Raw genomic sequence first — 15466 nt, 5'->3', positions numbered from 1 at the left:
TATTATCTTTTCCGCTATTATCTGAAGTTATATTCTTTTATTTCCTAAAAGTTCAAATAACTCTGGATGTAAAGGCGCTGCTCCTGATACGGGCTTCAGATTCTGTCATCTAAATATCAATTGATCATCAAGTGATTTATTTGGCATATTTTGTATCGCAAGCAAAGTAAACACTAAACGAGGCGCGGTACAAGAAACCTATTTAGACAACAAACAGTTTATGGAAATGCTTAAAATTTCTCCAAGAACGGCTCAAACGTGGCGTGATGAAGGCAAAATTTCATTTTCCCAAGTCGGTAACAAAATCTACTACAAACTTTCGGACATCGAACGTACTATGCAGGAATACTACAACAAATCTTTTGCGAAAAAGTGAATGCTTTTGTTTCGAATGCTGAAAACCTAAAACCCTCTATTTTCCAGAGGGTTTTTATCTAAAATCAAACGTCTAATCTCAAACATCTCACAAAATGAAAACTTCAATATTTCAAAACTTCAACGAAGTTACAGACACGCAACCCATTTCTAAAATATTAGAAAATATCCAAAACGGAACCTATAGAAACCTAATCGTTTATCTTAGAAAATCAATAGCAGATGATAAAAAAGAAGCTGCTGAACGAATCAAAAAATCACTTCCTGCATTTACGCCAAGTGCAACATTTAAAGGTGGTAGAAAAATGGAATTCCTGCAAGAGTACAACAGTTTAGTGGTATTAGATATTGATAAACTAGAAAAACAAAAATTAGCCGATTCAAAGGCGAAAGCCATTCAATACCAATATGTTTATGCAGCTTTCATAAGTCCTTCTGGAAATGGTTTAAAACTATTTGTAAAAACCGATTCAACAAAAGAAAACCACAAAGAAACCTTTTTAAAATTGCAACGATATTTTGAAGAATTATTGGAGGTAGAAATCGATAAGTCAGGAAAAGATATTACTAGACTTTGATTTACCAATTGGCAAACAACCTCAATAGGAAAGGCGTTCCCGAAGCAATGGCACTAGGTTACATTTTAGCCGATTATAATTTTAATGATATTGAAGTCACTAAAGCTGTTCAAAGTGCTTATTCCAATACTTCGGATTTTGGCTCAGACGAATACAAACCAAAAAACAATTCTGCAACAAATGACCGTAAGAAAACCAATCTAAATACCGATCCCGAATTCGAAAATAATGAAGACAAACCCAGTTTCATAGACAAGCTAGAAATGTTTTTGAATAATCGTTATAACTTTCGTTACAACAGGGTATTAGGAAAGTTAGAGTTTAAAACAATTAAAGCCGTAAAATATAAACCGATGACTGATTTTGCCGAAAACTCAATCCTTCGTGAAATCCTAAAAGCTAAAGTGAAATGCAGTATCAATTCACTTAGAAATTTGCTTCATTCCGACTATTGCGAAATGTTTGATCCGTTCGACGTGTACTTTCAAAACCTCCCAAAATTTGAAGAAGAAACAGAATATATAGAGCAATTAGCCGATACAATAACAACTACAAAACAAGAGCTTTGGAGAATCTGTTTTAAAAAATGGTTTGTAGCGATGGTAGCTTGTGTACTAGATGAAAAACAAGTCAATCAGACGGTTATTGTCTTTTCGGGAAAACAAGGTTTAGGAAACCACCTGGATCGAAAAACTAATGCCGAAACAACTCAAAGAATACATCTTTTCAGGAACCATAAATCCGAGCAATAAAGATACTTTAATCCATTTAGCAGAATGTATGTTGATTAATTTAGACGAATTAGAAAACCTCAATCGTTCAGAAATTGGCAGTTTAAAAGAAATCATCACCAAAACCCATATAAGAATGCGTAAAGCTTATGGTCATAACAATGAAAATATGCCGCGCAGAGCTAGTTTTGCAGGAAGTGTAAACACTTCCCAGTTTCTAAACGATACAACAGGCTCACGTCGTTTTCTTTGCTTCGAAGTGGAACATATCGAATATGCTCACGAAATCTACATCAACAAAGTTTATGCACAAGCATTTTCGTTGTTTTCCAATGGCTTCCGCCATTGGTTCAACCAAGAAGAAATCAAAGAAATAAATGCCAATAACGAACAATACCAACTAAAAAGTCCAGAAGAAGAATTACTACTAACATGGTTTGAACCGGCTATTAAAACTACTGCAAAATACTTTTTGAATACAACGCAGATACTTCAAATATTAGCAAGTCGTGCTAATGTAAATATTACAGATGCTTCCGTTCTAAAATTGGGTAAAGCATTGCGGAAATACAATTTCACGAGAATTATGAAAAACAACTCCTATGTTTATGCAGTTAATTTGTTGGAACATGAGGAAGTGGATAAGAATAATAAACAAAATGGTGAACCTCCAAAACCTAAAGAAACCCAAGAAGAAATTCTGTTCCGTTTCCCCAAATAAAAAAGAGTGCAAAATGCACTCTTTTTCTTTGGTTTTAGAAAGTAAGTAAAATAAGCTTAAAAAGGCAAAACATTTTTTTATTTTTTTCTTAAGAAAAAAAATGCTGAAATAGAGTAGAACAAAGCAAACCACTAAGTAGCCTTCATTCTTTTGCGTTTAATACCTCGTTTGAAATAGTTTTTTTTATAATGTACTTTTATAAAAAAGTTTTTTCCCAAACCTTACTTACTTTACTTACTTTTTACGGTTTACCTTATTTTACTTTTAATTGCATTTTGTATCTTTATGAATTAATTTTTTTATAAAAACAAAATACTTTTTTAGGACTATTACATAGGTATGGCAAAAAAACTACAAACCAAATCAACCGAAGAAATCCTGTGGGATGCAGCTAATAAATTACGTGGTTCTATCGAACCTTCTGAATACAAACACGTCGTACTAAGTTTAATTTTCTTAAAGTTCGCTTCGGATAAATTCATCAAGCGTAGAGAAGAATTGATCGCTGAAGGTAAAGAAGCTTTTCTAGAAATTCCTGAATTCTACCAAGCAGAAAACGTATTCTATCTTCCAGAAGAATCACGTTGGACGTTCATTATGGAGAATGCCAAACAAGAAGACATTACCCTAAAAGTAGATACCGCTCTTAAAACCATTGAACGAACCAACAAATCATTAGAAGGGGCTTTGCCTGATAATTATTTCTCACGTTTGGGATTGGATCAATCCAAATTCTCGGCTTTATTGGATACCATCAACAATATTGATACGCTAAAAGACGAAGCGCAGGATATTGTGGGGCGTGTGTACGAATACTTTTTGAGCAAGTTTGCCATTGCCGAAGGAAAGGGAAAAGGAGAATTCTATACGCCGAAGTCGATTGTAAACTTAATTGCCGAAATGATAGAACCTTACAAAGGGAAAATCTATGACCCGTCTTGTGGTTCGGGCGGTATGTTTGTGCAATCGTTGAAGTTTATTGAAAAGCATCAAGGGAACAAAAAAGACATCTCTATTTACGGACAAGAGTTAACCAATACCACGTTTAAACTGGCGAAGATGAACTTGGCGATTCGTGGGATTTCTGCCAATTTAGGAAACAAAGCGGCTGATACGTTTGCAGACGATCAGCACAAGGAATTGAAATCCGATTACATCATGGCGAATCCACCGTTTAACTTAAAAGATTGGCGTGCCGAAAACGAATTAACCGACGATCCGCGTTGGGCAGGCTACGAAGTACCTCCAAAATCGAATGCCAACTATGCGTGGATATTGAATATGATTTCCAAACTATCTCAAAACGGAGTCGCTGGATTTATCTTGGCAAATGGTGCGCTTTCGGGTGGTGGAGAAGAATACAAAATACGTAAACAAATCATTGAAAACGATATGGTAGAAGCGATTGTGATTTTACCTCGTGCAATGTTTTATTCAACGGACATTTCAGTGACACTTTGGATTTTGAATAGAAATAAAACGGAAAGAGTTTTTGAAGTAAACGATGGAATCAAAAATTACCGTAATCGAAAAGGTGAAGTATTATTTATGGATCTGCGCCAAAAAGGGGAACCTTTTGAAAAGAAATTCATTCAGTTTTCTGAAAATGATATTGAACAAATTGCTGAAACATACCACAACTGGCAACAGAAAGAATGGGAAACGACTTATGCTAACGAAGCGGAATATTGCTATTCAGCTAGTATAGAAGAAATTCGTAAAAAAGATTATTCTTTGGTTCCAAGTAAGTACATCGAATTCGTCAACCGTGATGAATCCTTGGATTACGATACGCAAATGCAAGCTTTACAGAGCGATTTGAAAGAATTGTTTGCCGAAGAAGCCGAATTGAAAGACCAAGTAGCAAACGTATTTAAAGCCTTGGGTTATGAGTTATAAAAAGTTGGGCGAATACATTCAACAAGTAAATAATCGTAACAGAGATTTAGAAGTTGAAACTTTATTGGGTGTAAGTATCACCAAAAAATTAATTCCATCTATAGCCAATACGGTTGGAACAGATATGTCAGCGTACAAAATTATAGAACGTGGACAATTTGCTTATGGAACTATTACTTCAAGAAACGGAGATAAAATCTCAATCGCTTTATTGGATGAATTTGAGAAAGCTTTGGTTTCTCAGATTTATATTGTATTTGAAGTGATTGATACTTCTGTTTTATTGCCTGAATATTTGATGATGTGGTTTTCTCGTCCAGAGTTTGATCGTTATGCACGTTATCATTCTCACGGAAGTACAAGAGAATCTTTTGATTGGACAGATATGTGCGAAGTAGAATTACCCATTCCATCCATCGAAAAGCAACGTGAAATGGTAGCCCAATACGGAGCGGTAGCCAACAAAATAAAAGTAAACGAAGCCATTTGCGAGAAATTAGAAGCCACTGCACAAGCCTTGTACAAACAATGGTTTGTCGATTTTGAATTCCCAAACGATGAAGGACAACCTTATAAATTTTCAGGCGGTGCTATGGTCTTTAACGAAGAATTGGAAAAAGAAATCCCTGAGGGTTGGGAGGTTGGAAAGTTGGAAGATTATGTAAAGATAAACCGAGGTGCTTCACCGAGACCAATCGAAAATTTCATTACTAATAATGATGATGATATGCCTTGGGTTAAAATATCTGATGCTACTGCTCAAAAAACTGATTTTCTTTTGGATACAAAACTATTTATTGATAAGTATGGTGTGAGAAAATCAAGAGTAGTTGAAATAGGAGATTTAATACTATCAAATTCTGCAAGTCCTGGTTTACCTAAAATAATGAATATTAAGGCTTGTGTTCATGACGGATGGTTAATTTTTAATGATTACAAAAAAATTGATAAATACTTTTTAATTGAATATTTAAAATTTAATAAACAAGGTATTTTATCTGAAGGGAATGGTAGTGTTTTCAAAAATTTAAAAACAGAAATTTTAAAAGATTACCAGATAATATTAAATGAAAATTGTGTGAATTCATTTTCATTTTTAATTTCTAATATTTATGAATTATTACAATCTAATTCAATAAAGCTTAAAAAACTCACACAACTCCAAAGTTTGATGTTGTCCCGTTTGGCAACGTTGGAGGGGTAAAAAACTAAACTACTATTAACTAAAGGAAACGCTATGGATTATGAGCAAAATAAAATCACAGAACATTTTAAAAAAGTTATTGAAAATTGCCACATAAATTTTCTCATAGGTTCTGGCACATCTATGCCATTCTTATCTACACTTGGAAATATTGAGAAAAATATAGCTTTTATAGACAATAATTTACAAGATTCACCAGCATTAGCAAATACATTAAAATGTTCTATTTATAAACAATACTTAGAAAAATGTATTTTTGGTAATTTATTTTTTTTTGAAGAAAAAATTAGTGATTATAAACAATATTGTCAATCTGCTAATAAAGGTGTTGCAGATAACTTTATTTCTGTAAAAGATGATTATCTTTCTTTTATAAGAACTATTATGGAGATTATTTCTTTGCGTGATATCCAATTACTAAGTAAACAAATAAATATATTTACCACTAATGTTGACATGTTTTTAGACTATAGTTTAGAAGAATTAAACTTAAGTTACAATGATGGTTTTAGTGGAAAAAAAGAAGTCCTGTTTAATACACATAACTTTCATAATGTTCCATACAAAATTAGTTCACATTATGAATTTAAATCAGAACAACCACATATTAATTTATTTAAAATTCATGGCGCAATTAATTGGAATAAAGATAAAGTAATTTCTGAATCTGAATATTGCATTAGTGCAGATTATAAATTGGAGAACTTAAAAGAAATCTATAAATATTGTCAAAATAATGAATCAAAATTTATTGATTATAAATCGATAGATGATGCTTGTGAAAAACCAGATATAGAAGCATTAAAAAAATTCAAAGTAGATAATTCTTTCTGTCAAGGTTTTCAAGATTTGTATAATAAAATTGTAATGATTAATCCTACTAAGCAGAAGTTCAGAGATACAACAACTAATGTTCATTATTATGAAATGCTTCGTATTTATTCAAATCATTTGGAGCGTGCAAACTCATTATTATTTGTATTAGGTTTTTCGTTTGCAGATGAACATATTCATAAAATAACTCAACGTGTAGCTAAAGAAAATCCATCCCTTTTAATTTACATATTATCATCTAAAAATGCTGTCGATGGCTTTAGAGATAAATTCGTTGGTTTTAATAATATCAAAGTTTTAACATCACCAAATAACTATTATACATTAAAAGATTTTACTCAACAACTACAAGAAGTACTTAAACTATTACCTAAATAAAAAAAATATGGAAGATAATTCAGTATGTTATATAGATGTTTTAAGGGTTGGTATCGTATTTAGTGTTAGAGGTAGATCAGTTGAAATTCTTGTTGATAAAACTAAAAATGTTCCTCAGTTATTATTTGATGGAGAATTAATAAGAAATGTTTCTGTTGGTAGTTATATCAAAATTAATAAGGGATTCGAACGAATTATAGGAATAATAGAATCTGAGACAATTAAAGAAGATAAATTATTTGAAATAGAAAATAATTACAATCAGGAAAAAGAAAAGATTCAACGAGTATTACAAGTTAAAATTATAGGTTATTTAGAAAATAATAGCTTTGAACAAGGTGTAAAGGAGTTACCATTAATTGATAATGTTTGCTATATTTTAACTAAAAAAGAATATGATCAAGTTCATGCATTCATTAAAAACGGTGACACACCAATTACTATTGGAACTTTGGCATCTGAAAAATCTAAAGAGATTTCACTAGGAGTTAATAGTTTATTTGCTAGTCATATTGGAATTTTTGGAAATACAGGAAGTGGAAAATCGTATTCGTTGGCAAGTTTATATCATTCACTTTTTAAAAAATATCAAAACAACTCAGAATTTAAAAAAAATGCTAAATTTTTATTGATTGATTTTAATGGTGAGTATATAAATGAAGATATTAATTCTGATGAAGAAGATATTACAATTTTTAATATTAATAAAGCAAGATTTAATTTATCAACTGATTCTGAAGACACTTTAAATAAATTGCCAATTTCAAGTGAAACAATTAATGATCATACATTTTGGAGTATTTTACTTCAAGCTACTGAGAAAACCCAAATGCCTTTTATTCAAAGTGCTTTATCAAGTTTTTATTTGAAAGATAAATTAAAATCAGAAGAAGGATTAAAGGATTCCATTAAATCCACACTAAAGTTAATTACCACAAGTATAACTCCTAATCAAGAAAAAAATTTAGTAGAGACATTTTTAGATGAGTTACAAAAATTTGGTTTGGATTTGATTATAACCGGAATAGACACATTAAAATCATATTACTCAGAGAATCTTAATTTTTTTGCAGCAAAAGAAGATAGAAGATATTATTGCATAATAGATGGTCAAACTTACAACAGTAATAAAGATGATGGTTTTTATGAAAATGTTATTAGCAATAAAGTTGATGAATATTTAAAAATAAAATTCAAAGAATTCGAAGCTAATGAATTATCAAAAATTAAATTGATTTTTAATTTTCATTACTATTATGTAATACAGAAAGGTTATTATCATAAAGAGCATATTGGTCATATTATAGGGCGTTTAGATAATAGATTAAAAGATTTAAATAAATTAGTTAAGATCGATCCTGAGCCTTTATTTGATAGAACATTATCTATAATCTCATTAAAAAATGTTAATGTTCAAATGCGAAAATTAATTCCTTTATTAATATGTCATCAGGTCTATAGAGAGAAAAAGAAAAACAATAGAAAAGAAGAATATTTAAATATAATCATTGATGAAGCACATAATATTCTTTCTACAAATTCAGTAAGAGAAAGTGAAACGTGGAAAGATTATCGTTTAGAAACTTTTGAAGAAATAATAAAAGAAGGTAGAAAATTTGGGACTTTTTTAACATTAGCAAGCCAGAGACCTTCAGATATTTCAGCAACAATAATTTCTCAATTACATAATTATTTTTTACATCGCCTGATCAATAACAAAGATATTGAAGCAGTTGAAAAAACAGTTTCCTATTTAGATAAAGTTTCTTTTGAGTCCTTACCTATATTACCTACAGGAACTTGCATTGTTGCAGGTTTAGCAGCCAAATTGCCCGTTGTCGTTAAAATGAATCCTTTGAAAAAGGAGTTTCAACCTAATAGCCAAACTATTAAATTAACAGATTTTTGGGGAAATATTGAAGTTATTAATTTTCAGGAATACGAAGAATCTGGAACTGTTAAAGATGACGATATACCATTTTAAATCATGAAATACACCGAATCGCAATTAGTACAAGCTTTTTTAAAAACAAAAACCACAACAGAATAATCCTTATTGTGACTGGTGAAAATAAATAATTAAGAAGGTCGTAAAACAAACTACACAGACAATAGTGTAAAAATAAACACATTTAAAATTGTTTATTTTCACTATATTTGTGTAAATAAGAAAAAAAATGAGCAACTCAAGACTTATTCCGACAGAGAAAATTATAGAACGGCTGCAGTACGAAAATCCGTGGTGGGCAACCAAAGAGATTCCTTCGCTCTATAAAGAAATGTCCAAACGTCTGTATTTTGATTTGTTTTATCCCTTTGTTACCGAGACAGACATTCGCAGAGCGGTAGTTTTAATGGGGCCTAGACGTGTGGGTAAAACCGTTATGATGTTTCACACCATAGACGAGTTAATTAATGAAAATATAAATCCACAACGTATTTTCTTTATTGGTATTGATAATCCCATCTATGTTAATTTAAGCTTACAGGAGATTTTAGATTTATGCAAAGATTCTGTAAAGGTGGAAAATTTAGAAAACTGCTTTGTATTTTTTGACGAAATACAGTATCTCAAAGATTGGGAACGTCACTTAAAAGTATTGGTAGATACCTATCCCAAGACCAAATTTATTGTGTCGGGTTCTGCTGCTGCGGCTCTAAAGTGGCATAGTACAGAAAGTGGTGCGGGAAGATTTACAGATTTTATGTTGCCTCCTCTTACTTTTCAGGAATTCATCCATCTAAAAAACAGAGATCATCTCATCCAGAAAAGTACCATACAATATGGTAATCAACAGATTTCGTATTGCTTACCCGTAAATATTGATGAGTTGAACGATGAGTTTATCCAATACCTCAATTTTGGTGGTTACCCCGAAGTAGTATTATCCGAAAAAATCCAAAAGGATATGGGAAGGTATGTGAAAAACGACATTGTAGATAAAGTATTATTAAGAGATTTACCAAGCTTATACGGCATCAAAGATGTGCAAGAACTCAATCGTTTTTTTACTTACATCGCCTATAATACAGGAAACGAATTTTCCTACGAAACCATGTCCAAAGATTCTGGAATTCAAAAAGAAACACTGAAAAAATACTTAGAATATCTAGAAGCTGCTTTTTTAATAAAAGTGCTAAACAAAGTGGACATCAATGCTAAAAGACTAAAAAGAGTAACCAGCTTCAAAGTGTATTTAACCAATCCCTCCCTTCGTACCGCTTTATTTTCACCCGTAAAAGGCATGGATAGTGAAATGGGAAATATGGTAGAAACTGCCATTCTCTCCCAATGGATGCACCGTGAAAATTTGGATTTAACCTATGCAAGATGGAAAGATGGACGTTCTGAAGGCGAAGTAGATCTGGTTTTAGTAGACGATAAAAAATTTAAACCTGTTTGGGGTGTAGAAATAAAATGGAGTAATCGCTTTTTCGAAATGCCTCAAGATTTAAAGAGTTTAATAAAATTTTGTAAAGCCAACCAATTTGAAAAGGCATTAGTAACCACGATTGACAAGCAAGATACAAAGCTTGAGAGCGAGATCAGTTTTACTTTTGTTCCAGCATCAGTCTACGCTTATAATATTGGAGAAATTACCTTAGAAAAGAAAACCAAATAATGGATACGATCCATTAATTGGAAACAAAAAAACTATACTTGAAAAACACTAGCATGAAATACACCGAATCTCAACTAGAACAAGCTTTCATCAGCCTTTTGAAAACAGAAGGCTATCACTATATCAACGGAAAACAGTTGGATCGTGCTTCCAATCAGGACGTATTAATCAAAGAAGATTTGCAAAGCTTCTTGCTTCAGCATTATCCCGATTTGGAACCTATGGAGCTAGAGAGCATCATCAACGAAATTGCTTTTCAGTCTGCGTCCAACTTGTACGATTCCAACAAATACATCTGCAAATTATTGGCGGATGGCTTAATATTCAAACGCAACAATCCTGCGAAAAAAGACCTACACATTCAATACATTGATAAGGAGGATGTTAATTCAAACACATTCAAAATTGTAAACCAATTAGAAATTCAAGGTTCTGAACTTCGCATTCCTGATTTGATTTTATACATCAACGGAATTCCAGTTGTGGTTTTTGAGTTCAAAACGGCTATCGAGGAAGAAATTACCATTCACGATGCCTACAAACAATTAACCAATCGTTACCGAAGAGATATTCCAGAACTGATGAAATACAATGCATTTTGTGTGATTTCGGATGGCGTTAATAACAAAGCGGGAACACTCTTTTCTTCCTATGAATTTTATTACGGTTGGAACAAGATTACAGGGGAGGAAAAGAAAGCCTTATCGGGGATCGAAACCACAACCTCAATCGTGCATGGTATGTTGAATCAAAAGCGTTTGGTGGATATACTGCATCATTTTATTTTATTTCCTGATAATTCAAAACACGAACTTAAAATTTTAACACGCTATCCACAATATTATGCAGCCAACAAACTGTACGATAGTATTTTAAAACACCGTAAGCCCGAGGGTGATGGTAAAGGGGGAACCTATTTTGGGGCAACAGGTTGTGGAAAAAGTTACACGATGTTATATTTGTCGCGCTTATTAATGCGTTCAACAGATTTTGCCAGTCCTACGATTATCATTATTTCAGACCGTACCGATTTAGACGATCAATTATCCAAAGATTTTACCAACGCTAAGAAATTCATTGGTGATGAAAACATTATAAACATAAATTCCAGAGCCGATTTAAGAGAGCGTTTGCGAGGTATTGAAAGTGGTGGTGTTTATTTAACGACGGTTCAAAAATTTGCAGAAGATGATGAGATTTTATCCAATCGTACCAACATCATTTGCATTTCCGATGAAGCCCACCGTTCGCAAGTGAATTTGGATTTGAAAGTAAAGATAGACCACGACAAAAACACGGTCACCAAATCCTATGGCTTTGCCAAATATTTACACGATTCCTTACCCAATGCAACTTATGTTGGTTTTACAGGGACACCAATAGACAAGACTTTAGAAGTGTTTGGTGAGGTGGTCGATCAATACACGATGTTCGAGTCGGTAAATGATGAAATCACCGTGCGATTGGTGTACGAAGGTCGTGCAGCTAAAGTTAATTTAGATTACAAAAAAGTTCAAGAAATTGAATCCTATTATGAAAATGCAGTAGCTGAAGGTGCTTCAGAATACCATGTAGAAGCCAGTCAAAAAGCCATTGCCAATATGGAAGTGGTGTTAGGGGATACAGACCGTATCAAAGCCATTGCACAAGATTTTATCGAGCATTATGAAAATCGATTAGAAGAAAAAGCAACCGTTGCGGGCAAAGCAATGTTTGTATGTGCTTCTCGTGGGATTGCCTACAAATTGTTTCAAGAAATTTTAGCACTACGTCCGGAATGGAACGAAATCATGCTTCCTGTAGGCTTATCGGAGAAAGAACAGAAGGACATTAAACCCATCGAGCGTATTAAAATGATTATGACACGCAACAAAGACGATGAAAAGGAGTTATGGGACTTATTAGGAAATAAAGACGACCGTAAAGAATTGGATCGTCAGTTCAAACAAATCAAATCCAACTTCAAAATCGCTATTGTAGTAGATATGTGGTTAACAGGTTTTGATGTTCCATTCTTAGATACCATTTACATTGATAAACCCTTGCAAACGCATAATTTGATTCAGACCATTTCTCGTGTGAATCGTAAATACGAAGGGAAAGATAGAGGTCTGGTGGTTGATTACATCGGCATTAAGAAAAATCTGAATAAAGGCTTGGGAATGTTCAATAACCAAACGGCGGATGATGATTTTGAAGATACAGCGCAAGCAGAAATTTTGGTAAGAGATCAATTAGAATTATTACGTCAGTTTTTCAATAAGTTCGATACCAAAGATTATTTTGAAGAATTATCAATTGAACGATTAAATTGCTTAAACAGAGCTTCTGAATTGGTTTTAAAAACAGAAGAATCGGAAAAACTATTTGTAAATGTGACTAAAAAGTTAAAGTCGGCGTACAATTTAGTGAGTGGTTCCGAACTGTTTACACCAAAAGAAGTTGATGAAATTCATTTCTATTTCGCGATTAAATCCATTGTCGTTAAATTAACAAAAGGAGAAGCACCAGATACAGCTCAAATGAACGAGAAGGTGGCTCGTTTAATGGAAGAAGCGATTGTTTCGGAAGGGGTAGAAGAAATCTTTAAACTGGACGATAACAAAGCCAATGCGATTGATTTATTCAACGATAAATTCATTGAGAAAATTTCCAATTTGGAATTACCCAATACGAAGATTAAAATTTTAGAGCGATTACTAAAACAAACCATTAACGATTTCAAAAAGGTTAATAAAGTAAAAGGTCAAGATTTTTCTGAGCGTTTGCAGTCCATTATAAACCGATATAACGAACGAAGCGAAGGGGATATTTTAGACTACGAAGGCATTCAGTTCGATACTGCAGAACAGATGCTGAATCTCATCATCAAGCTGCGTGTCGAAATGGATTCATTTGCGGATTTAGGAATCGATTACGAAGAAAAAGCATTTTACGACATCTTGGATATGATCTGTCAACAATATGGTTTTGAATTCGATAAGGACAAAATGTTAGAATTGGCTCGGGAAATAAAAATAATAGTTGAAAATACGGCCAAATATCCCGATTGGAGCGACAGAGATGATATAAAAGCACAACTTAAAATGGATATTATTGTGAAGCTTCATGAATTTGGATACCCTCCAATTACGCAGGAAGAAGTCTATAAAAATGTACTAGAACAAGCGGAAAATTTTAAGAAGAATAGGTAAGGGTTAATACTTTGGTTTAATGATCTTCATAATAATACAAAGGCGCAAGTGAGAAAGAAATTTATTAAAAAGGAAAAAGCAAAAAGAAAGCATTTAAAGCATTTGAAAAAAATTGCATCCCGAAACACAGTAACCAATGTTCCTAGAAAAGTAAGGTTAAATAGAGCGGGTAAAGAATTAAATATGTCAATGCCTAGGATCATTGAAATATTATCTCGTAATAACATTAGCGTTGAGTATAATCCCAATGTAATGTTAAGCGAAGAAGCGATGAGAGTATTATTCGAAAAGGAATTTGATGAGAATCCTATTTTCCTATCGGATCCTACTTATGACATTTTAGAATGGATTAGGGAGGATATTAAAAATTTAGATCGAATAACCCCAGATAACTTTGAAAATTTAATAATTACTCTACTTATAAAAAAGGGTTATAGTGTAGAAAAATCAGGAAGAACGAATCAAGCTGATGGTGGTATTGACGTAATCGCATACAAAAAGGACATCGTTAACATCATTATCGCCGTACAAATAAAATACAAAATAAATACCGATAAAAAAGTAACAACAGGTGAGGTTCGTGATTTCCTAGGTGCAATGAAGTTAGTGGACTATTTTAATGCAGGTATGTTGGTGACTAATACTTTTTTTACGGAGGATAGCAAGTGGCTGGAAGGAAAAGAGTTTAATTTAGAATTAAAAGATTCTCACGATATTCAAAATTGGTTGAAAGATAATTTTGTTACAAATAAGAAAATAGATAAAGAACTAGAATTAACCAATAAAAACAGTATATATTTAAATTTCTAAAAGCCTAGGATAAGGCATTAAAGACTTGATATAAAAAAATGCTTTTTTGTTTTCATAGTGACGATAGTATTTATCTTTTATATGATCTATTATTTATGACGATTGCGAGAATAAAATAAGAAATCGAAAATGAGCTGATTAAATTACTTAATCGGCTCATTTTTTACATTATATTTCTTTAAAATTCCTACCTTTAATTAATAATCAATAAAATAGGTAGTTATGTGCTATTACGTAGATGCTAAATTGGCTAAAAAGCAAATCAAAGACGCTTTTGGCGTTGGTTATAATGGACCCGACTATGAAGGTTCAAGCTTTGTTAATGGCTTTGCTCATCCAAATATCCCTATAATTTTGGATGATAATCCCGATGAAGCTATTCTAGGTAATTGGGGTATTATCCCACCATGGGCTAAAAATCGTGATGGTCAAAAAATGACACTTAACGCAAGAATAGAAACTATTGGCGAAAAAGCAAGTTTTAAAGCATCTGTTAATAAGCGTTGTCTTGTATTGGTTAATGGTTTTTATGAATGGAAATGGCTTGATGCTAAAGGTAAAGAGAAAGAAAAATTCTATATTCAATTAGATAATGATGATAAACCTTTTGCTTTGGGAGGTATTTATAACGTTTGGACAGATAAAGAAACAGGAGAACAACTTACTTCATTTTCAATTGTTACAACAGAAGCTAATGAGTTAATGGCAGAAATTCACAATACCAAACATCGTATGCCAATGGTACTTGATAAAACAATTCAAGAAGCATGGTTAGATGATAGAAAAATACAAGATTTTTCATTCCCTCATTATAATCCAAAATTAGTTGCTAAAGTGGTTTAAAATTTTAGAATAGAATATGAAAATTGATTATAAATATTTTCAAAATGAATCTGAGAATCCATTCACAGATGAAGAAGATATTAAATTGAATAAACATATGTGGTGGCACTATGAACAACACTATTCAATCAATAAAGAATTACAGGTAAGTTATGCAAGCATTGATGATTTTATTAAATATATTCTTGATAACAAATTAGATTATGGCGACATTGATGGAACTAAATTTAGACAATATTGCGATAATAGAGTAGTGAACTAAATTCCACGCCTTCC

At 32.3% G+C, this 15466-nt stretch carries 13 protein-coding genes; all 13 read left to right on the top strand.

Annotated features, from left to right (window positions below):
* Positions 1 to 145 precede the first annotated feature (145 nt).
* Positions 146 to 376: a helix-turn-helix domain-containing protein gene (locus B5X62_RS02265; RefSeq protein WP_317041884.1), complete on the top strand. Its 231-nt coding sequence runs from the start codon at positions 146 to 148 to the stop codon at positions 374 to 376.
* Between the two features lie 94 nt (positions 377 to 470).
* Positions 471 to 953 carry a BT4734/BF3469 family protein gene (locus tag B5X62_RS15615; RefSeq protein WP_221405202.1) on the top strand — a complete coding sequence of 161 codons (483 nt, stop codon included), beginning with the start codon at positions 471 to 473 and terminating at the stop codon, positions 951 to 953.
* Between the two features lie 8 nt (positions 954 to 961).
* Positions 962 to 1705, top strand: a complete 744-nt coding sequence (locus B5X62_RS15610; RefSeq protein WP_221405201.1) for a virulence-associated E family protein — start codon at positions 962 to 964, stop codon at positions 1703 to 1705.
* A complete protein-coding gene (locus B5X62_RS15605; protein WP_221405200.1) occupies positions 1650 to 2405 on the top strand; it encodes a virulence-associated E family protein in 756 nt (251 codons plus the stop codon). The genes B5X62_RS15610 and B5X62_RS15605 overlap by 56 nt, the downstream gene beginning before the upstream one ends.
* Before the next feature lie 339 nt (positions 2406 to 2744).
* Entirely contained in the window at positions 2745 to 4304 is a 1560-nt protein-coding gene (locus B5X62_RS02255; RefSeq protein ID WP_079665753.1) for a type I restriction-modification system subunit M, read from the top strand.
* Positions 4294 to 5508: a restriction endonuclease subunit S gene (locus tag B5X62_RS02250; RefSeq protein WP_079665752.1), complete on the top strand. Its 1215-nt coding sequence runs from the start codon at positions 4294 to 4296 to the stop codon at positions 5506 to 5508. The genes B5X62_RS02255 and B5X62_RS02250 overlap by 11 nt, the downstream gene beginning before the upstream one ends.
* Before the next feature lie 33 nt (positions 5509 to 5541).
* Entirely contained in the window at positions 5542 to 6720 is a 1179-nt protein-coding gene (locus B5X62_RS02245; protein WP_079665751.1) for an SIR2 family protein, read from the top strand.
* A gap of 7 nt (positions 6721 to 6727) precedes the next feature.
* Positions 6728 to 8704 carry an ATP-binding protein gene (locus B5X62_RS02240; protein WP_079665750.1) on the top strand — a complete coding sequence of 659 codons (1977 nt, stop codon included), beginning with the start codon at positions 6728 to 6730 and terminating at the stop codon, positions 8702 to 8704.
* Positions 8705 to 8897: 193 nt separating this feature from the next.
* Complete coding sequence (locus B5X62_RS02235; protein WP_079665749.1) at positions 8898 to 10343, top strand: ATP-binding protein; 1446 nt, start codon at positions 8898 to 8900, stop codon at positions 10341 to 10343.
* Between the two features lie 53 nt (positions 10344 to 10396).
* Positions 10397 to 13537, top strand: a complete 3141-nt coding sequence (locus B5X62_RS02230) for a type I restriction endonuclease subunit R (protein WP_079665748.1) — start codon at positions 10397 to 10399, stop codon at positions 13535 to 13537.
* Positions 13538 to 13585: 48 nt separating this feature from the next.
* Entirely contained in the window at positions 13586 to 14347 is a 762-nt protein-coding gene (locus B5X62_RS02225; RefSeq protein WP_079665747.1) for a restriction endonuclease, read from the top strand.
* Between the two features lie 222 nt (positions 14348 to 14569).
* Positions 14570 to 15190, top strand: a complete 621-nt coding sequence (locus B5X62_RS02220; RefSeq protein WP_079665746.1) for an SOS response-associated peptidase — start codon at positions 14570 to 14572, stop codon at positions 15188 to 15190.
* A 16-nt stretch (positions 15191 to 15206) separates the two neighbouring features.
* The gene (locus B5X62_RS02215; RefSeq protein WP_079665745.1) at positions 15207 to 15452 is read left to right on the top strand and encodes a hypothetical protein; all 246 of its coding nucleotides are present in this window, start codon (positions 15207 to 15209) and stop codon (positions 15450 to 15452) included.
* Positions 15453 to 15466 lie beyond the last annotated feature (14 nt).

Source organism: Soonwooa buanensis (assembly GCF_900167905.1).
GTDB lineage: Bacteria > Bacteroidota > Bacteroidia > Flavobacteriales > Weeksellaceae > Soonwooa > Soonwooa buanensis.
This window is presented reverse-complemented; position numbering and strand designations above follow the sequence as displayed.

Bases quoted from the DNA above. Each gene is read 5' to 3' on its own strand.
- B5X62_RS15615 (WP_221405202.1), top strand. From the start codon at position 471: ATGAAAACTTCAATATTTCAAAACTTCAACGAAGTTACAGACACGCAA.
- B5X62_RS15605 (WP_221405200.1), top strand. From the start codon at position 1,650: ATGCCGAAACAACTCAAAGAATACATCTTTTCAGGAACCATAAATCCG.
- B5X62_RS02255 (WP_079665753.1), top strand. From the start codon at position 2,745: ATGGCAAAAAAACTACAAACCAAATCAACCGAAGAAATCCTGTGGGAT.
- B5X62_RS02250 (WP_079665752.1), top strand. From the start codon at position 4,294: ATGAGTTATAAAAAGTTGGGCGAATACATTCAACAAGTAAATAATCGT.
- B5X62_RS02245 (WP_079665751.1), top strand. From the start codon at position 5,542: ATGGATTATGAGCAAAATAAAATCACAGAACATTTTAAAAAAGTTATT.
- B5X62_RS02240 (WP_079665750.1), top strand. From the start codon at position 6,728: ATGGAAGATAATTCAGTATGTTATATAGATGTTTTAAGGGTTGGTATC.
- B5X62_RS02235 (WP_079665749.1), top strand. From the start codon at position 8,898: ATGAGCAACTCAAGACTTATTCCGACAGAGAAAATTATAGAACGGCTG.
- B5X62_RS02230 (WP_079665748.1), top strand. From the start codon at position 10,397: ATGAAATACACCGAATCTCAACTAGAACAAGCTTTCATCAGCCTTTTG.
- B5X62_RS02220 (WP_079665746.1), top strand. From the start codon at position 14,570: ATGTGCTATTACGTAGATGCTAAATTGGCTAAAAAGCAAATCAAAGAC.
- B5X62_RS02215 (WP_079665745.1), top strand. From the start codon at position 15,207: ATGAAAATTGATTATAAATATTTTCAAAATGAATCTGAGAATCCATTC.